Annotated in this window: 22 protein-coding genes; 13 read left to right on the plus strand and 9 right to left on the minus strand. The window is 72.4% G+C overall.

Translation table 11 applies throughout. The annotated features are described in order from the left end of the window. Positions 1–159: 159 nt before the first annotated feature. Positions 160–684 (minus strand): hypothetical protein, encoded by a 525-nt coding sequence (locus ACZ4UB_RS23590; protein ID WP_468072837.1) that lies wholly within the window; start codon positions 682–684, stop codon positions 160–162. Positions 685–956: 272 nt separating this feature from the next. On the opposite strand from ACZ4UB_RS23590, the gene fmt reads away from it, so the two are divergent. Both fmt and ACZ4UB_RS23600 read left to right on the plus strand, forming a co-directional pair. Then, on the plus strand, positions 957–1,901 hold the full coding sequence (gene fmt / locus ACZ4UB_RS23595) for a methionyl-tRNA formyltransferase (RefSeq protein ID WP_468072839.1): 945 nt from the start codon (positions 957–959) through the stop codon (positions 1,899–1,901). Between the two features lie 98 nt (positions 1,902–1,999). Then, positions 2,000–3,457 carry an RsmB/NOP family class I SAM-dependent RNA methyltransferase gene (locus tag ACZ4UB_RS23600; RefSeq protein WP_468072841.1) on the plus strand — a complete coding sequence of 486 codons (1,458 nt, stop codon included), beginning with the start codon at positions 2,000–2,002 and terminating at the stop codon, positions 3,455–3,457. A gap of 40 nt (positions 3,458–3,497) precedes the next feature. On the opposite strand, the gene ACZ4UB_RS23605 is transcribed toward ACZ4UB_RS23600, so the two are convergent. The 3 genes from ACZ4UB_RS23605 to ACZ4UB_RS23615 form a co-directional block, all read right to left on the minus strand. After that, positions 3,498–3,839, minus strand: a complete 342-nt coding sequence (locus ACZ4UB_RS23605; protein ID WP_354381504.1) for a YdbT family protein — start codon at positions 3,837–3,839, stop codon at positions 3,498–3,500. Then, positions 3,836–4,429 carry a DUF6232 family protein gene (locus tag ACZ4UB_RS23610; RefSeq protein ID WP_468072843.1) on the minus strand — a complete coding sequence of 198 codons (594 nt, stop codon included), beginning with the start codon at positions 4,427–4,429 and terminating at the stop codon, positions 3,836–3,838. Before ACZ4UB_RS23610 ends, ACZ4UB_RS23605 begins: the two co-directional genes overlap by 4 nt. 142 nt (positions 4,430–4,571) lie before the next feature. After that, positions 4,572–5,018, minus strand: coding sequence for a hypothetical protein (locus ACZ4UB_RS23615; protein ID WP_468072845.1), 447 nt, complete (start codon positions 5,016–5,018; stop codon positions 4,572–4,574). Between the two features lie 63 nt (positions 5,019–5,081). Between ACZ4UB_RS23615 and rpe the strand changes: the two genes are divergently transcribed. From rpe to ACZ4UB_RS23635, 4 genes are all read left to right on the plus strand, one after another. Next, on the plus strand, positions 5,082–5,768 hold the full coding sequence (rpe, locus tag ACZ4UB_RS23620; RefSeq protein ID WP_354381508.1) for a ribulose-phosphate 3-epimerase: 687 nt from the start codon (positions 5,082–5,084) through the stop codon (positions 5,766–5,768). 124 nt (positions 5,769–5,892) lie between these two features. After that, positions 5,893–6,909 (plus strand): sugar-binding transcriptional regulator, encoded by a 1,017-nt coding sequence (locus ACZ4UB_RS23625; RefSeq protein WP_467962239.1) that lies wholly within the window; start codon positions 5,893–5,895, stop codon positions 6,907–6,909. A 93-nt stretch (positions 6,910–7,002) separates the two neighbouring features. Further along, on the plus strand, positions 7,003–7,473 hold the full coding sequence (locus ACZ4UB_RS23630) for a guanyl-specific ribonuclease (protein WP_354381510.1): 471 nt from the start codon (positions 7,003–7,005) through the stop codon (positions 7,471–7,473). After that, a complete protein-coding gene (locus ACZ4UB_RS23635) occupies positions 7,470–7,877 on the plus strand; it encodes a barstar family protein (RefSeq protein WP_468072848.1) in 408 nt (135 codons plus the stop codon). Before ACZ4UB_RS23630 ends, ACZ4UB_RS23635 begins: the two co-directional genes overlap by 4 nt. A 48-nt stretch (positions 7,878–7,925) precedes the next feature. On the opposite strand, the gene ACZ4UB_RS23640 is transcribed toward ACZ4UB_RS23635, so the two are convergent. The 5 genes from ACZ4UB_RS23640 to ACZ4UB_RS23660 all read right to left on the minus strand — a co-directional run bounded on the left by ACZ4UB_RS23640 (position 7,926) and on the right by ACZ4UB_RS23660 (position 11,439). Then, positions 7,926–8,402, minus strand: a complete 477-nt coding sequence (locus tag ACZ4UB_RS23640) for a group II truncated hemoglobin (protein WP_468072850.1) — start codon at positions 8,400–8,402, stop codon at positions 7,926–7,928. Between the two features lie 5 nt (positions 8,403–8,407). Then, positions 8,408–8,728: a putative quinol monooxygenase gene (locus ACZ4UB_RS23645; protein WP_354381513.1), complete on the minus strand. Its 321-nt coding sequence runs from the start codon at positions 8,726–8,728 to the stop codon at positions 8,408–8,410. A gap of 77 nt (positions 8,729–8,805) precedes the next feature. Further along, positions 8,806–9,330, minus strand: a complete 525-nt coding sequence (locus tag ACZ4UB_RS23650) for a hypothetical protein (RefSeq protein WP_468072852.1) — start codon at positions 9,328–9,330, stop codon at positions 8,806–8,808. 70 nt (positions 9,331–9,400) lie between these two features. After that, a complete protein-coding gene (locus ACZ4UB_RS23655; protein WP_468072873.1) occupies positions 9,401–11,044 on the minus strand; it encodes an FAD-dependent oxidoreductase in 1,644 nt (547 codons plus the stop codon). Positions 11,045–11,172: 128 nt separating this feature from the next. Further along, the gene (locus tag ACZ4UB_RS23660; RefSeq protein WP_468072854.1) at positions 11,173–11,439 is read right to left on the minus strand and encodes a UBP-type zinc finger domain-containing protein; all 267 of its coding nucleotides are present in this window, start codon (positions 11,437–11,439) and stop codon (positions 11,173–11,175) included. 253 nt (positions 11,440–11,692) lie between these two features. On the opposite strand from ACZ4UB_RS23660, the gene ACZ4UB_RS23665 reads away from it, so the two are divergent. The 7 genes from ACZ4UB_RS23665 to ACZ4UB_RS23695 form a co-directional block, all read left to right on the plus strand. Further along, positions 11,693–12,517, plus strand: a complete 825-nt coding sequence (locus ACZ4UB_RS23665) for a type 1 glutamine amidotransferase domain-containing protein (protein ID WP_354381516.1) — start codon at positions 11,693–11,695, stop codon at positions 12,515–12,517. A gap of 44 nt (positions 12,518–12,561) precedes the next feature. Next, complete coding sequence (locus ACZ4UB_RS23670) at positions 12,562–14,202, plus strand: thiamine pyrophosphate-binding protein (RefSeq protein WP_468072857.1); 1,641 nt, start codon at positions 12,562–12,564, stop codon at positions 14,200–14,202. Positions 14,203–14,272: 70 nt separating this feature from the next. Further along, entirely contained in the window at positions 14,273–14,704 is a 432-nt protein-coding gene (locus ACZ4UB_RS23675; protein ID WP_468072859.1) for a nuclear transport factor 2 family protein, read from the plus strand. A 34-nt stretch (positions 14,705–14,738) separates the two neighbouring features. Beyond that, on the plus strand, positions 14,739–15,194 hold the full coding sequence (locus ACZ4UB_RS23680; protein ID WP_468072861.1) for a nuclear transport factor 2 family protein: 456 nt from the start codon (positions 14,739–14,741) through the stop codon (positions 15,192–15,194). 13 nt (positions 15,195–15,207) lie between these two features. Then, a complete protein-coding gene (locus ACZ4UB_RS23685) occupies positions 15,208–15,585 on the plus strand; it encodes a nuclear transport factor 2 family protein (RefSeq protein WP_468072863.1) in 378 nt (125 codons plus the stop codon). A gap of 11 nt (positions 15,586–15,596) precedes the next feature. Then, the gene (locus ACZ4UB_RS23690; protein WP_468072865.1) at positions 15,597–17,240 is read left to right on the plus strand and encodes a GMC family oxidoreductase; all 1,644 of its coding nucleotides are present in this window, start codon (positions 15,597–15,599) and stop codon (positions 17,238–17,240) included. Then, positions 17,233–17,922, plus strand: a 690-nt coding sequence (locus tag ACZ4UB_RS23695; protein ID WP_468072867.1) for a DJ-1/PfpI family protein, incomplete at its 3' end; no start/stop codon positions are given. The genes ACZ4UB_RS23690 and ACZ4UB_RS23695, both read left to right, overlap by 8 nt.

Raw genomic sequence — 17,922 nt, forward strand, 5'->3', positions numbered from 1 at the left:
GAATGGCCGGGCCGGCTGGAATGGCCGGGCCGGGTGGATTGGCCGGGCCGGGTGGATTGGCTGGGGCTGGGAGTTCGGCCTGCTCGGCGTTTGAGGGCCCGCCGGGGGCTGCGCGGCTGTGGGGCGCCTCAATCGCCGGCGGTTCGGGGGTGGGGTGGGTCAGCCGTTGCGGGGGCCGGGGAAGGCCGGGGGGCGGGCTGTCGCGGATTCTTCGCGCTGGGGCTGCGGGGGGACCGAGCGGGCCGCCGGGATCGTGGGCAGCGGGGACATCGGGGGGATGCCCAGGGTCCGCGTGGTCGATCCCTCGGCCAGCGGCTCCGCCGCCTCGGAGGCCTGCGCGCGCCGGGCCCCGTACCGCCGGTGCACGGCCTGCTTGGTGACCCCGAGGGCGGAGCCGACCGCGTCCCACGAGAAGCCGAGCGAGCGGTCGAAGTCCACCGCGGCGGTGACCAGTGTCTCGACGCTGTCCCGCAGCTCCTGCGCCAGGCGGACGGTGGGGGCGGGCGCGCGCCCGTAGACGACGAAGCCCGTGGAGGGGCCGGAGCGGCGCGGGCGGTACACGTTGCCCAGCTGGGCGGTGAGCGTACGCAGCGCGTCCACCTGCCGGCGGACCCGCTCGATGTCCCGCACCAGGAGGTGCAGGCTGGCCCGCGCTTGGGCGTCGTGGCTGGCGTGGTCGGCCATGAAGAAGCCTCTCGTACCGGTGCTGAGGAGCGGATCGGGCCGCACACACCGTTCACACGCGGCCCGCTTCGGGTCAATCTCTTTTGACCAACGCGTCATGTGGCGCGTTGGTCACGCTGTGGGGGCGTGTCGGCATATGCGAGGGGCGCGCGCATGTGCACACGCCCCCCGTGTGGGTGGCGCCGGGGGACGGGCGGCCACCGGTGGGGGCTTGGCCGGGCGCCCCATAGACTGGTGCGCTGCTGACAGCCGAGATAGCGAGGTAGACACCGGTGAAGCTCGTCTTCGCAGGCACCCCCGAGGTCGCCGTTCCCGCCCTGGACGCCCTGCTCGCCTCCGGGCGCCATGAGGTCGCCGCCGTCATCACCCGACCCGACGCGCCCGCGGGCCGCGGTCGGCGGCTGGTCGCGAGCCCGGTGGCCGAGCGCGCCGCGGAGGCCGGGATCGAGGTGCTCAAGCCGGCCAGGCCGCGCGACGAGGAGTTCCAGGCCCGGCTCCGGGAGATCGACCCGGACTGTTGTCCGGTCGTCGCCTACGGCGCCCTGATCCCCAAGAGCGCCATCGAGATCCCCCGGCACGGGTGGGTCAACCTGCACTTCTCGCTGCTGCCGGCCTGGCGCGGCGCGGCGCCCGTCCAGCACGCGATCATGGCCGGGGACGAGGTCACCGGTGCGTCCACCTTCCAGATCGAGGAAGGGCTGGACTCCGGCCCGGTCTACGGCATCCTCACCGAGGAGATCCGGCCCACCGACACCAGCGGTGACCTGTTGACCCGGTTGGCCTTCGCCGGGGCCGGTCTGCTGGCCGCCACCATGGACGGCATCGAGGACGGCACCCTGCGCGCCGTCGACCAGCACCTCGACGGCATCTCGCTCGCGCCCAAGATCTCGGTCGAGGACGCCCGGGTGGACTGGACGGCCCCGGCGCTGCGCGCCGACCGGGTCGTGCGCGGCTGCACGCCCGCGCCGGGCGCGTGGACCGTCTTCCGCGGGGAGCGGCTCAAGCTGATCTCGATGGCCCTGGTGACCGACCGCACGGACCTGGCGCCCGGCGAGCTCTCGCCGGCCAAGAACAACCTCTACGTCGGCACCGGCTCGCACGCCGTGGAACTGCTCTGGGTGCAGCCGCAGGGCAAGAAGCCGATGAAGGCGGCCGACTGGGCGCGCGGGGTCCGGATCGCTCCCGGCGAGCGGTTGGGCGGGGTCGACGTAGGCTGATCGGGAGGCCGTCCCCGCCTCCCGGCCCCACCCCGCACCACCCCGCACCTCGATCCACCTCACCTCGATTCACCTCGTACCTCCGGAGCACCTTTCACGTGAGCGAACAGTCCCGCCGTCCCGCCACCGGCGGCGGCAAGCAGGCCAACCCGTACCGCAGGCCCAAGAAGGACCCCGTCCGGATCCTCGCCTTCGAGGCGCTGCGGGCGGTGGACGAGCGGGCCGCGTACGCGAACCTCGTCCTGCCCCCGCTGCTGCGCAAGGCCCGCAAGGACGAGAGCTTCGACGCGCGGGACGCCGCCCTCGCGACCGAGCTGGTCTACGGGACGCTGCGCCGCCAGGGCACGTACGACGCCATCATCGGCGCCTGCATCGACCGGCCGCTGCGCGAGGTCGACCCGCCGGTGCTGGACGTGCTCGCGCTCGGCGCGCACCAGCTGCTCGGCACCCGGATCCCCTCGCACGCGGCCGTCTCGGCGAGCGTGGAGCTGGCCCGCGTGGTGCTGGGCGACGGCCGGGCCAAGTTCGTGAACGCCGTCCTGCGCAAGATCGCCGCGAAGGACCTGGACGGCTGGCTGGAGCAGGTCGCCCCGCCGTACGACGTGGACGCCGAGGACCACCTGGCGGTCGTCCACTCGCACCCGCGCTGGGTCGTCTCCGCGCTGTGGGACTCCCTGGGCGGCGGGCGGGCCGGCATCGAGGACCTCCTCGAAGCCGACAACGAGCGCCCCGAGGTCACCCTCGTCGCCCGGCCCGGCCGGTCCACGCCGCAGGAGCTGCTGGACGCGGTGGGCGAGGACTCGGCGCTGCCGGGCCGCTGGTCGCCGTACGCCGTCCGGATGGCCGAGGGCGGCGAGCCGGGCGCGCTGGAGGCGGTCCGCGAGGGGCGCGCGGGCGTCCAGGACGAGGGCAGCCAGCTGGTGGCGATGGCGCTGGCGAACGTGCCCGTCGAGGGTCGCGACGCCCGCTGGCTGGACGGCTGCGCCGGACCGGGCGGCAAGGCGGCGCTGCTCGCCGCGCTCGCCGCGCGGCGCGGCGCGTTCCTGCTGGCCTCCGAGAAGCAGCCGCACCGGGCCCGGCTGGTGGAGAAGTCGCTGGCGGGCAATCCCGGCCCGTACCAGGTGATCACGGCCGACGGCACCCGCCCGCCGTGGCTGCCGGGCTCCTTCGACCGGGTCCTGATGGACGTGCCGTGCACGGGCCTCGGCGCCCTGCGCCGGCGCCCGGAGGCCCGTTGGCGGCGCCGCCCGGAGGACCTGGAGGGCTTCGCCCCGCTCCAGCGCGCGCTGCTGCGCGAGGCGCTGTCCGCGGTGCGGGTGGGCGGCGTGGTCGGTTACGCGACCTGCTCGCCGCACCTGGCGGAGACGCGGGTCGTGGTGGAGGACGTGCTCAAGGGCCGCGGCGCGGGCCACGAGCCGATCTCGGCCGAACTGATCGACGCGCGGCCCTACATGGAGGGCGTCCCGGCCCTCGGCGACGGCCCGGACGTCCAACTGTGGCCGCACCTGCACGGCACGGACGCGATGTACCTGGCGCTGTTGCGGCGCACGGCCTGAGGATCCCGCCGCGCCGTGCCGTGCACGGCGCGGCGGGGACTCACGCCAGGAGCGCCAGCAGTCGGCCCACCGCGTCCACGACGGGCTGGCCCACCGCGCCGACGGCGGCCGCGATCTGGGCGACGTGCGCCAGGACCAGGCCGCGCTCGCGCAGGGCGCCGCGGTCGGGGGTGAGTTCGGGCAGGGCCTGTCCGACGGTGCGGTCCTGCTCCGGGGTGAGGTGCCGGCGCAGTTCGCCGAGAAGGCGGGTGAGCTCCTCGACGGCGGCGCGCAGCTCGGCGTCCTGGGCGCCGGCGCCGACGGTGCCGTAGTTGATGCCGATGTTGTCGTGGCCGTCGTTCATGTTGACCACGGGCCCGTAGTAGTTCGACGACTCGCTCATGTGCGGATCCCCGTGTTCCCCCGGCCGCCGTTCATGTTGACGACGGGAGCGAAGTGGTTGACGACGGTGGTGAACTCGGCCTCCGGGTGGTTGATCGCGTAGACGATCTGTCCGGCGATGTACCGCAGCTCGTCCACGGTCGGCAGGGTCACCATGATGATGGTGCCACCGGCGGTCTCGACGGCCAGTACGGGCCTGCGCATCTTGAACAGGGCCGCCAGGACGAGGATGAGCAGCACGAGCCCGGCCAACGGGACCAGGGTGTCGGTGTTCTGTCCGTTGATCGGCTCGCCCCCGCTCGCGTAGACGAGCACGAAGAGGAGCACGGCGAGGCCGACCACCCACTTGAGCGAGGCGACGAAGGAATCCCAGCGCGAGGGCCGGTACTTGAAGGCGTCGACCAGGGTGATGTTGCGCAGCGGGACGGCCGCCGAGCCCACCCACAGCATGCGGCCGGTGACCGACAGCACCAGCTTGCCGTGCCCGCGGTCGGACGCCGACCCGTCACGGGGCGGTACGAACGGGGGCGGGGCCGGTGGTGTGGTCGGCGGAGGGGGCGGTGGCGCCCCGACGTTTCCTGTGGAGTCCATCTGTTTCCCCCGTAGTGGTCGCTCCGGACCGCGCGGTGCGGAGCACCATTAAGCGCCAGCGGCCGGCCGCGGGGCAGACGGGAAACGGCCAATTCGCCACCGTGGCCGGAAGGTGCGCGCGAGCCGACCACCTGCCGTCCGGCTACCAGCCGGGCATGGCCACCTCGTCGTCCCGCAGGCCCCACATGGGCGCGGCCGCGGCGGGCCCGGCGATCACCCGCAGCTGGTGGGAGCGGTACTCGTTCCGCGCGTCCTCGACGGTCCATCCGGCCGAGGTGAGGATGGCGGCCATCGCGCGCGCCATCGCGGCCGCGATCTCGCCGGAGTGGCGCAGCAGGGGATCGTCCAGCTGGCGCAGGCCGAAGGCCCGGCCCGTGCAGAGCCGCATGCGCGGGCTGGCCGACCAGCCGACGTAGACGCCGCCGGAGGGGTCGACTCCGTGGTCGACCTCCACCTCCGCGCCGCCGGCCAGTACGGGGTCCAGTCCGGGCGGGAGGACGGGGAGGGCGGCGGCGGCCAGCTCGCCCCGCACCCGCACGGCGAGCGCCTCCCGATGCGCTTGCTCCTCGGCACTCACGCGTTCGTACATGTGATCAATTTACCCACCCCCGGAGGGTCGGGAAGCGGTGGCGGGCATGGCAGGCTTGGGGGCATGGCCGTTCAGATCAATCCCAGCATCCTGTCCGCGGACTTCTCCCGCCTCGCCGAAGAGGCGAGGGCCGTCGAGGGCGCCGACTGGCTGCACGTCGACGTCATGGACAACCACTTCGTCCCGAACCTCACCCTCGGCGTCCCGATCGTGGAGTCCCTCAGCCGCGCCACGGACATCCCGCTGGACCTCCACCTCATGATCGAGGACCCGGACCGCTGGGCCCCGCAGTACGTCGAGGCGGGTGCCGGATCGGTCACCTTCCACGCCGAGGCGGCCGCGGCGCCCGTCCGGCTGGCCAGGGAGATCCGGGCCAAGGGCGCGCGCGCCTCCATGGCGCTCAAGCCCGCGACGCCGATCGAGCCGTACGAGGACCTGCTCCCCGAGCTCGACATGCTGCTGATCATGACGGTCGAGCCGGGATTCGGCGGACAGCCGTTCCTCGACATCATGCTGCCCAAGATCCGCCGCACCCGGGAGCTGATCGCCAAGCACGGTCTGGAGCTGTGGCTCCAGGTGGACGGGGGTGTCTCGGCCTCGACCATCGAGCGCTGCGCCGAGGCCGGAGCCGACGTCTTCGTGGCGGGCAGCGCGGTCTACGGAGCGGTCGACCCGGCCGCCGCGGTCCGCACCCTGCGCGAGCAGGCGGACCTGGCGATCTCCGCGGCGCCCTGGGCTTGCGGCCACTGAGCCAAGGCTTGGTGAACAGCTCGGTGAACGCTGGCAGTCCAGGCTGATCAACGGCCGTCGGATCTGACAGGATGAACGGCGAGTCGAGAATGTGAACAGCAGTGAGGAGAACGCGGTGTCTGCAATGTCGGCGGGACGGTCAGCCCTGCGGATGGGACCCGCGGAGCTGGTACAGGCGGCGGCGATGGCCCGTCGCTTCTATCTGGAGGGCAAGTCCAAGATCCAGATCGCCGAGGAGTTCGGCGTGAGCCGCTTCAAGGTGGCCCGGGTCCTGGAGACCGCCCTCGAACGCGACCTCGTGCGCATCGAGATCCGGGTGCCGGCGGAACTGGACGCGGAGCGCTCCGACGCGCTGCGCGCCCGGTACGGCCTGCGGCACGCGGTCGTCGTGGAATCCCCGGCCGATGCGACCGAGGACGCCCCCGACCCGGAGAACCTGGGCGCGGTGGCGGCGGACCTGCTCGGCGAGCTGGTCAACGAGGGCGACGTACTGGGCCTGGCGTGGGGCCGGTCCACCATCCACATGGCCGCCTCCCTGCACCGGCTGCCGCCGTGCACCGTGGTGCAGCTCACCGGCGTGTACGACGCCGGGACGGCCGAGCGCGGGTCGGTCGAGGCCGTCCGCCGCGCCGCCCAGGTCTCGGGCGGGGACGCGCACCCCATCTACGCGCCGATGCTGCTGCCCGATCCGGCGACGGCCGCCGCGCTGCGCGGGCAGACCGGGATCGCACGGGCATTCGAGTACTTCGACAAGGTGACCGTCGCGGCGGTGTCCATCGGGTCCTGGGAGCCGGGCATCTCGACCGTGCACGACATGCTGACCGACGAGGAGCGGGCGCACTACGCCTCGCTCGGCGTCGCCGCCGAGATGTCCGCGCACCTCTTCGACTCCGAGGGCCGCCGGGTCGGCCGCGACCTCGGCGAGCGCTGCATCACCGTCGAGGCGGACCGGCTGCGCCGGATCCCGGAGGTCGTGGCGATCGCGGGCGGCCTGCGCAAGGCCTCGGCGATCGGGGCGGTGCTGCGCTCGGGGCTGGTCACCAGCCTGGTGACGGACACGGCGGTGGCGGACTTCCTGCTGACCGAGTCCCAGCCGGGGCTGCGCCCCGCGCTGGAGCGCGCCGACCCGGACGACCTGTAGGACGCCTGCTCCCGGTCCCCGCGCCGTGGGCCCGCGTCGGCCACCTGCCGCTCGCGATTCGCGGGCGAAACGGATATTTGACACCATCAGCGCATGATCTTCCGGACCGTGCCCCGCCAGCTGCTGCGTCTGCTCGGGGCTGTGTTCCTCTGTGTGGCCCTGGTGGGTGCGGCGGGCTGCGCGGGGAAGAAGGACCCCGCACCCCCGGGCGCCGCCGCGTCGAGCGGCTCCGCCTCCAGCGGCTCCCCGAGTCCGCGGGCGAGCGCCGCCCCGGGGTGGGCGAAGGGGATGAAGACCGTCCGGGCGGCAGACCTGCCCCCGCAGGCGCGGGACACGCTCGCCCTCATCGACAAGGGCGGACCGTACCCGTACCGGCAGGACGACACCGTCTTCGGGAACTTCGAGAAGCGGCTGCCGCAGCAGAAGCGCGGCTACTACCACGAGTTCACGGTGAAGACCCCGGGCTCGCGGGACCGCGGTGCGCGCCGGATCATCACCGGTCAGGGCAGCGAGTTCTTCTACACGGACGACCACTACGACACCTTCAAGGCGGTTCTCCGATGACCCTGGACCCGCAGGCACTCGCCCCGGCCCTGGCAGCAGCCGAGCAGGCCGGCTGGATGGTCGTTCGGCTCGACCTGGACGGCGTGCGCAGCAAGGCCGATCTGATGGGGCGGTGCGAGCGGGCGCTGCGGCTGCCGGAGCACTTCGGCGGGAACTGGGACGCGCTGGCCGACTGTCTGATCGACCTGTCCTGGCTGCCGGCCGCCTCGGGGCGGCTGCTGGCCGTCACCTCCTGGCGCGGCTACGCGGCGGCCCGGCCGGGGGACTGGGAGACCTTCCAGGACGTGCTGGAGCAGGCCGTGGACTTCTGGCGGGGCTCCACCGAGGGCGTACTGACCGTACTGCTGGCGGATCCGGGCGAGAAGCCCCGGCCGAAGCCGGGGCCGCCGCCGCGCCGCGGCTGACGCCCGACGGCCGGGCGGGGCGCGCCCCGCCCGGCCGCCGGCCGTGGCTCAGTCGTCCCCCGCCGCCTTCGGTACCCAGGGCGGGGTCTGGCCCCAGGACCAGATCGGGATCTTGGCCGCGTCCACCGGGGGCGGGTTGGGCCCCGAGTAGATCAGCGCCATCCTGGTGCCCCACTCGATGTAGTAGACGAACACCGCCCGGAACTCGGGGTCCGTCGGCAGACCGACCTCGTCGGCCGTGTCGAGGAGCAGGTCCACCCAGCGGCGGCGCTGCTTCTCGGTGATCGCGCGGCCGAGGTGCTTGGTGGCCATGTGCTGGTGGCCGCCGTGGTGGGCCGAGTACGCGGCCGGCCCGCCGAAGACCTCGGACAGCCAGGCCGCGACGTGCTGGGGGTGCTCGGCGTCCATGCCCGCGAAGACCGGCGCGAGGATCTCGTCCCGCAGGGCGTACGAGTAGAAGACGTCGGTGAGGCGGTCCATCGCCTCGGCCCCGCCCATCCACTCGTAGATCGTCGGCGTGCTCATGACCTTCAGGAAGCCTTTCCCGTGCCCACGACATCGGTGACGAGGTAGTGCTGCATCTCCTCGATGGCGGTCACGTAGGGGCGGATCGCGGTGAAGAACGCCGGGAAGTGCTCGCCCTTGCGGAAGCCGTTCAGGTGGGCGTCGATCGAGGTCCAGCGGATCCGCAGGACGTAGCGCTCGGGCTCCTCCTCGCAGTGCGCCAGTTCGTAGTCGATGCACTCGGGCGAGGCGGTCAGGGCCTCGGCCGCCCGCCGGTACGCGTCCTCGAAGGCAGGCTGGTCGGCCGATGCGATCCGGTAGCGGATGTATTCGACGGTCGTGGTCATGGTGTGCGTGCCTCTCCCTGGGTTCGGGTGTTCGCGGCTACCCTTCCGCGATCATTGCTGCCCGGGCGCGCATTTCGTCATTCGTCCCCGGACTTCCTGGAGTCGGCGGAGTCGGGCTTCGCCGACTCCTCCTGGTCGGGGCCCTGCGCGCGGACCTGCTGGACCTTCTCCAGCGAGCCCCGGAGATCGGCGAGCCAGGCGTCGGTGTTCTTCCCGACGAGCCGGACGCACCAGGCGAGCGCGTCGGCCCGGCTGCGGGCCACCCCGCCCGCGACCAGGGTGTCGAGCACGGCGCGCTCGGACTGGCGCAGTCGGGTCATCACGGGCACGGCGAGGTGGGTGAAGAGGGTCCGCTCGCCCTCCGCCTCCACCCCCCAGGCCACCTTGCGCTGGTAGAGCTCCTCGGCCTCGCGGGCCACCTCGATGCGCTGCTCGCGGGTGCGCTCGCGGAAGGCCCGCACCGATTCCGCGGCCGGGACGCGGCCGACGACGGTGATCTCCTCGCGGTCGACCACCACCTCGACCAGCTCTTCGTAGACGTCGATGGGCAGGCGCTCGGCGAACCAGACCCGGAGCTGCTCGCGCTGTTCGGCTGTAATCATGTAATCAACGTTGCATCCGGTGGGCGCTTGATCGCAAGGGCCCGGCCCCCGAGCCCCCCGGATTTCGCTCTCAGCCCATCGAGCGGTAGCGGTGGATCAGGGACACCGCCATCGCGCCCTCGCCCACCCCCGAGGCGACCCGCTTGACCGAACGGGCCCGGACGTCGCCCGCCGCGAAGACCCCGGGGACGCTGGTCTCCAGCGGGTACGGCGCCCGTTGCAGGCTCCACTCGGCGGGCAGTTCGCCCCCGTTGGAGATCAGGTCCGAGCCGGTCAGGACGAAGCCGTACTCGTCCCGCTCGACCACCCCGGCCAGCCAGTCGGTGTGCGGGCGGGCGCCGATGAAGGTGAACATGAAGCGGGCCGGGACCTCGGTGTCCGTCCCGGTGTCCGCGTCGTGCAGGACGATCCGCTCCAGGTGCTCGTCCCCGTCGAGCGAGACCACCGTGGTGCGGACCCGGACCTCGATGTTGGGGGTCCGCTCGATCTCCTCGATCAGGTACCGGGACATGCTCTCGTCGAGCGAGGCGGCCCGGACCAGGACCGTCACCCGGGCCGCGTACTTGGCGAAGTGGACCGCGGCCTGACCGGCCGAGTTGGCCCCGCCCACGATGAACACGTGCTGCGAGATGCAGGCCGAGCTCTCCGTGGTGGCCGCGCCGTAGTAGAGGCCCGCGCCCTCGAAGCGGTCCGCGCCCGGTGCCTGGAGCCGGTTGTAGGCGACCCCGGTCGCCAGCAGGACCGTCTCCGCGCTGATCTCCGTACCGTCCGCGAGGGTCAGGATCTTCGCCGGATCGTCGCGGGTCAGCGAGACCACCTCGACCGGGTGCAGGATCTCGGCGCCGAACCGGGCGGCCTGGATGGTGGCCCGGCGGGTCAGGTCCCCGCCGGAGAGGCCCGAGGGGAAGCCGAGGTAGTTCTCGATCAGGCTGGAGGTGCCCGCCTGGCCGCCCGGCGCCCGGGAGTCCAGCATCAGCGTGGTCAGGCCCTCGGAGGCGGAGTACACCCCGGCGGCCAACCCCGCCGGGCCCGCGCCCACGATCACGCACTCGTAGTGCGGACGCGAGGCGGTGGTCGCCAGGCCCAGGCAGACGGCCAGCTCGGTGTCCGTCGGCGCGGAGAGCACCGCGCCGTCCGGGAAGCGGACGAGCGGCAGGGCGGCCCCCGGCTGTGCGGCGATCAGGGTCAGCGCCTCGGGGTCGCGCTCGACGTTGAGGAAGCGGAACGGCTGGCCGTTGCGGGTGAAGAAGTCCCGCACCGCGTGGGTGCCCGGGGCCACCAGATGACCGGCGACGATGATCCCGTCGTAGGCGGGGCGGTAGGTGGCCAGCCAGTCCGACAGCAGGTCGTCCAGGACCGGGAAGAGCCGCTCGTGCGGCGGGTCCCACGGCTTGAGGAGGTAGTAGTCCAGGCGGACCCGGTTGATCGCGGTGATCGCCGCGTCCGTCTCGGCGTAGGCGGTCAGCAGCACGCGGCGCGCGTCGGGGAAGCGGGAGACCGCTTCGAGGAGGAACTCGACGCCCGTGACGTCCGGCATCCGCTGGTCCACCAGGAAGAGCGCCGGGTCGTGGCCGCGTTCGTCCAGGGAGTCGAGGATCTTCAGGGCGTCCGCGGCGGAGGAGGCGCCCAGCACCCGGTAGCGGTCCCCGTAGGCGCTGCGCAGGTCCCGGCGGACCGCCCGCAGCACCTGCGGGTCGTCGTCCACGGCGAGGATGACGGGCTTGCGGCTCTCCGCCCGGGCGGCGCTCGCCGCGGCCGCCGCGGGGGTGGACGTGTGGCCCGTGGACGCGGGGCCCGTGGACGCGGAGGCGGAGGCGGGCGCGGGGGTCCCGGGGGCCGCGCTCACGCCGGGTCCAGCATGAGCTGGTCGGCGTAGCACCAGGCCCATTTCTCGCCGGGCTCGTGCGAGGCGGCGATCGGGTGGCCGGAGCCCCGGAAGTGGCGGGTGGCGTGCCGGTGCTTCGAGGAGTCGCAGCACCCCACGTGGCCGCAGCCGAGACACATCCGCAGGTGCACCCAGCCCTCGCCCAGGGCGAGGCACTCCTCGCAGCCCTCCGCGGAGGGCTTCACCGGACGTATCTGATCGATGTGTGCGCAACTACCGTCCATCGGCCCCGTCCTCCTTCTCGACCTTGATCCGGCCTCGAACGACGATAGGGCGGGCCTCCAGGAGCGGTTCATGGATTCGGCCGAAGTCATGAAGTACGGCGGGTACTTCATGAACTCACCCAACGACTTCGTGAGGTGCCCGCATGACCTGGGCCGCTACCTCAGGTAGTCGGACACGGGCGCTTTGACGCGGGCTCGCGGCGGAAGCAGTGTGGGGAACGCCAACGACAACAGGCGGCGCCTGGAGGAATCCGTGAGCAGAAAGATTCTGGTCATTGTCTCCGAACACGGTTACTGGGCCGAAGAACTGATAGGGCCCGTTTCGAAGTTCGACGAGCGGGGCTACGAGGTCGTATTCGCCACCCCGACCGGAAAGCGCGCGCACGCACTTCCGCCGAGCCTCGACGCGAACTACATCGACCCCCCGCTGGGGCGCTCGGTCACCACCGAGGAGAACGCCCGGCTGGGGCGCGAGTTCGAGCAGTCGAGCCGGCTGGACTCCCCGCTCGACATCGAGGCGTGGGCGCCGGAGCGCCCCTACACGAGCGACGAGGGCTACCTGCGCAAGCTGGAGCAGTACCACCGCGACCTGGACAAGCTGCAGGCCGACATCGACGGCTACGACGCCGTGCTCATCGTGGGCGGCAGCGGACCCATCGCCGACCTCGCCAACAACGAGCGCGTCCACGCCCTGATCCTGGCCTTCCACAAGGCCGGCAAGGTCGTGGCCGCCGAGTGCTACGGCGTGGCCTGCCTGGCCTTCGCCCGGGACTGGGGCGACCGCCGCAGCATCATCTGGGGCAAGCACGTCACCGGGCACTGCAAGGAATACGACTACAAGGACGGCACCGGTTTCCTCGGTACCGATTTCAACATGGGCCCGCCGCCGTACCCGCTGGAATACATCCTGCGCGATGCCACGGGCCCGCGCGGGGCGTACCACGGGAACTTCGGCAAACCGCTCTCGGTGATCGTCGACCATCCCTTCGTGACCGGCCGTTCCACCCCCGATTCCTATCTCACGGGGCAGAAGATCGTGGAAGTCCTGGAGGACGGTCTCACCCGGTACGGATGGTAGTCGGACGCCTCGTTCGGCAACCCGTGTGAATCGAGGGGGAATTCATGGAAGCCACTCCCGGACGGGAAAGGCTGATCGAGCAGTTCAAGGCCGACGGCCTGACGGTGATGTTCGGAAATCCCGGGACCGTGGAACAGGGATTCCTCGACGCGGCCGACGCGGCGGCGGACTTCCGCTACATCCTCGCCCTCCAGGAGACGGTGGCCGCGGGCATCGCCGACGGATACGCCCGCGCCACCGGCGGTCCGGCGTTGCTCCAGCTGCACTCCGGCGTGGGTCTGGGCAACGGGATCGGCATGCTCTACCAGTCCCTGCGCGGTCACACCCCGCTCGTCGTGGTCGCCGGTGACGCCGGGGTCCGCTACGACGCGATGGACGCGCAGATGGCCGCCGACCTGGTCGCCATGGCCCGGCCGGTCACCAAGTACGCCACCCGGGTGACCGATCCGCGCTCGGTGCTGCGCACGGTCCGGCGGGCCGTGAAGATCGCCCTGACCCCGCCGCGCGGCCCGGTCTTCGTGGCGCTGCCGATGGACGTGCTGGACGAGCTGAACGCCGAGCCCGTCCTGCCCGCCACCGTTCCGCTCACCGACGTGGAGCCCTCGCCCGCGTCGGTGGGCCGGGCGGCCGAGCTGCTCGCGGCGGCCGAACGGCCCGTCGTGCTCATCGGCGACGGGGTCGCCCTCTCCGGGGCCCAGGCCGAACTCGTCACCGTCGCCGAGCTGTTGGGCGCCGATGTGTACGAGGTCGACTCCTCGGAGGTCAACATCGCGGCCTCGCACCCGCTGCGGCGCGGGCAGAGCGGCCACATGTTCGGCCCGCACAGCAGGGAGCTGATCGCCTGCGCGGACGGGGTGTTGATCGTCGGCACCTACGTCTTCCCGGAGGTCTTCCCGGAGTTGGAGAGCCCCTTCCGGGCGGGCGCCAAGGTCGTCCACATCGACCTGAACGCCTACGAGATCGCCAAGAACCACCCCGTGGACCTCGGCCTCGCCGCCGATCCGAAACGGGCGCTGCGCGCGCTGGCCGGCGCACTGGAGCACCTGCTCACCCCGCAGCGGCGGGCGGCCGCGGCCGCCCGGCTGGACGTCCGGACCCGGGAACGGGCCCTGGCGGCCCGCGACTCCGGGCCCGGGGACGGTACGCCGATGGCCGTCTTCCTGCGGACCCTGGCCGAGCGGACCGGGGGCGACATGATCGTCTTCGACGAGGCGCTGACCACCTCCCCGCTGGTCACCCACTACCTGCCCGCCGAACGGCCGGGGGACTACCACCTCACCCGGGGCGGCTCCCTCGGGGTCGGCTTCCCGGGGGCGGTCGGCGCCAAGCTCGCCCGTCCCGACCGCACCGTGGTCGGCTTCGCGGGTGACGGCGGGTCGATGTACACCTACCAGGCGCTGTGGACCGCGGCCCGGCACGGCATCGAGGCGAAGTTCGTCGTGTGCAACAACCGCAAGTACCGGCTGCTGGACGACAACATCGCCCAGTACTGGCGCGAGCGGGCCATCCCGGAGCACGGTTTCCCCGACTCCTTCGACCTCTCCCGCCCCGAGATCGACTTCGCCGCCCTGGCCCGGGCGCTGGGCGCGGGCGGGACGCGGGTGGAGAAGCCGGACGAGGCGGCCGCGGCCGTCGACAGGATGCTGGCGCACCCGGGCCCGTTCCTGGTCGACGTCCAGATCTGAGCACGCCAGTCCGTGCCCGTTGCCCGAACGTTCCTTCCCGCCCCGCCCCACCGACAAGGAGGAGACAGGCATGTCCGTCGAGCGGCTGACCGAGGACGCGATCCGCGCGTTCACCGACCGGTGGTACGTGGCCCTGGACCAGCACCTTCCGCTGGACCGGGTGCTCGATCTCATCACCGCGGACCTGGAGTTCAAGGTCCCGGAGGACACCTTCCTCGGCCACGAGGGCTTCGGCCGCTGGTACGCGGCCGTCACCAACCGCTTCTTCGACGAGGTGCACACCGTCACCAAGGTGGAGCCCGTCATCGAGGGCGACCGCGCTGTGGTGCGCGTCCTCGTCAACTGGCAGGCCAAGATCTGGGACCCGCCGGCAGCCCGCAGCCAGTGGCTCGGCTTCGACGCCGACCAGACCTGGACGGTCCTCGCCGCTCCCGGCGGCCCGCGCATCAAGACCTACACCGTCAACGAGCTGGCTCCGATGCCCGGTTCGGGCGCGCTCTGAGGCCCCGTACGGGGCCCGAGAAAGGACACGAGCGATGACCGAAGTGACACGGGAGCGGGTCGAGTCGGCCTACCGGGCGCTCGGCTCGGGAGACCGCGCCCGGATCCTGGAGTACTACGCCGAGGACCTGCGCTGGCTGGTCCCGGGCAACCACCCGCTGGCCGGCTGGTACGAGAGCCTGGACGCCTTCCTGGAGCTGATGGGCCAGACCCACAAGCTCACCGGCGGCACCTTCCGCATGGACATCGAGGCCGTGCTCGTCGGCGAGGACTGCAGCGCCGACGTGTGCCGCAACGTCGCCCGGCGCGAGGGCGCCGACCCCGCGGGCGCGTCCCCGTACGAGCGGATGGACTACCCGGTCTTCCACTTCATGCGCTGGCGCGACGGCCGGATCGTCGAGGGCCGCGACGGTCTCTTCGGCGACTCGGCGACCGCGTTCAGCCAGTTCTGGGCGCCCTTCGCGCCGGACGGAACCCGTAGGGACCGATAGGGGGATGAGCGCGATGGACGCACGTCAGATCCTGACGAAGTACTACGAGTACGCCAACGCCGGTGACTGGGACCGCTGGTGCGACCTCTTCGCCGACGACCAGGTCATGGACGAACAGCTCGCCGGACACGTCGAGGGCCTGGACACCCTGCGCTCGATGATGAAGGGCATGGGCGCGATGTACCGCACCTTCCGCAACGAGCCCGTGCACTTCGTCCTCGACGGGGGCGGGGAGAAGGCCGCCGCCGTCTCCCACCTCAGCGCCGTCAGCGCCGCGGGCGAGGCCATCGAGGCCGAGGTCATGAACTTCTTCCGGATCGTGGACGGAAAGATCGCCTACATGGCGAACTACCACGACACCGCCCCCTTCCAGGTGCTGGGTCAGGGCTGAGGGGGCCACCGGTGGACAGCAGAGCGCGCGCCGGGTCCCGCCGCGGGACCGGCAACGAGGAAGAGTACGACTACGTCGTCGTGGGAGCGGGCACCGCGGGCAGCGTCCTGGCCAACCGGCTCTCCGAGGACCCGGACGTCACCGTCCTCGTCCTGGAAGCGGGCGGACCGCGGATCCCGCCCGAGGTGGACGACCCGTCGTCCTGGTACAAGCTGCTGGGCGGGCCCGTCGACTGGGGCTACACCAGCGTCCCGCAGCCCGGGCTGGACGGCCGCCGCACCTACGAACCCCGGGGCAAGGCGCCCGGCGGCAGCAGCAACCTCTACATCATGATGCACATCCGGGGCCACGCCTCGGACTTCGACAACTGGGCCTACCAGGGCGCCGCGGGCTGGGCGCACGAGGACGTCCTGCCGTACTTCGCGCTGCTGGAGGCGCAGGAGGACCGCACCGCCGCCACCACCGGCACCCGCGGCCCCCAGCGCGTCACCCACGCGGGGCGGCACGACCCCAACCCCGTCTCCCGCGCCTTCATCGACGCGGCCGTGGAGCTCGGCCACCCGGAGATCGAGGACTTCAACACCGACGGGCCCCGGCGCGGCCTCTTCGGCACCGGCTGGCACCACATCGACGTCGCCGACGGCCGCCGCCAGGGAGTGCTCGCCGCCTACCTGGAGCCCGCCCTCGACCGCTCCAACCTCACCCTGCGCACCGGCGCCCAGACCACCCGGCTGCTCTTCGACGGGGACACCTGCGCCGGCGCCGAGTACGTCCAGAGCGCGCCGGCGGCGGACTTCCCGGGCCGCGACGTGCGCGACGTACACCTGAGCGCCGGCGCGCCCGGCACGCACACCGTCCGGGCGAGGCGCGAGGTGATCGTGGCGGCCGGGGCGATCGAATCCCCGAAGCTGCTGTTGCTCTCCGGGATCGGGCATCCGGACCGGCTGCGCCCGCACGGCATCACGCTCACCGCGGCGCTGCCGGGGGTCGGCGAGAACTTCCACAACCACGTCCTGACGGGCCTGATGGCCGAGGTCACCCAGGAACTGCCCGCGCCCGCGCAGAACCTCTCCGAGAGCGCGCTCTTCCTGTCCTCCCGTCCGGGCCTGCCCGCGCCGGACCTCCAGATCGCCTTCGTCCACGTCCCGTTCGACGTCATCGTCGGCCAGGACCATCCGCACACCGTCTCGATCCTGCCCGGGGTGGTCCGGCCCGTCTCGCGCGGCTGGATCCGGCTGGCGAGCGCCGACCCGCTGGCCCACCCGCTGATCAACCCGAACTACCTGGGCGACCGGTGGGACCTGGAGCGGATGGTGCAGGGCGTCCGCGTGGCCCGCGAGATCTTCGCGACCTCCGCCTTCTCGCCCTGGTACAAGCAGGAACTCCAGCCGGGCCCGGGCGCCGTCACCGACGAGGACCTGCGCCGCTTCGTGCGGCGGAAGGCGGAGAGCTACCACCACCAGGCCGGCTCTTGCCGGATGGGCGTCGACGACCTCTCCGTGGTCGACCCCGAGCTGCGGGTGCACGGCGTACGGGGCCTGCGCGTCGTCGACGCGAGCGTCATGCCCGCCGTGCCCTCGGGCAACTGCCACACCGCCATCGCGATGATCGCCGAGCGCGCGGCGGACTTCCTGAAGGGGGCCTCCCGTGTCTGACGCCGTACTGCGCGAGGGAGCGCTGTCCGGGACCCGGATCGCGGTCCTGATCGAGAGCGACTTCTACGAGCCGGAGATCTTCTACTACGGCCGCCGCTTCGCCGAGGAGGGCGCCGAGGTCGACTTCCTGACCCGGCTGTGGGGCAACGACTCCATCACCTTCACCGGCCACGAGTACCGGGCGCCCTTCACCGCCGACCAGAGCCTCGAAGGGCTCGACGACGAAGGGCTGCGCGGCTACGCCGCCCTGATCGTGCCCTCGGGCATGGTGGCCGACCGGCTGCGCTACACCGAGGACGTCGACCGGCTGGCCCCCGCGACCGAGCTGTTGCGCCGGGCCTTCGAGGAGCCCACGGTCCTCAAGGGGATCATCTGCCACGGCATGTGGCTGGCCGCCTCGATCCCCGACAAGGTCCGCGGCCGCAAGGTGGTGTGCCACAACAACCTGATCGGCGACGTCCGCAACATGGGCGCGCAGTACGTCGACGAGGACGTGGTCGTCGACGGCGACCTGGTCACCGGCCGCACCGGCGCCCACCACCACCTCTTCGCCCGCCGGATCATCGAGCAGCTCGCCGGGGGGGGGGGGGGGGGGGGGGGGGCGGAGGGGGGGGGGGGGGGGGGGGGAGGGGGGGGGGGGAGGGGTGGGCCTTTTCCGCTGGGGGGAGGAAGGCGCAACAAA

The sequence above is a fragment of the Streptomyces sp. NPDC028419 genome (genome assembly GCF_055565515.1).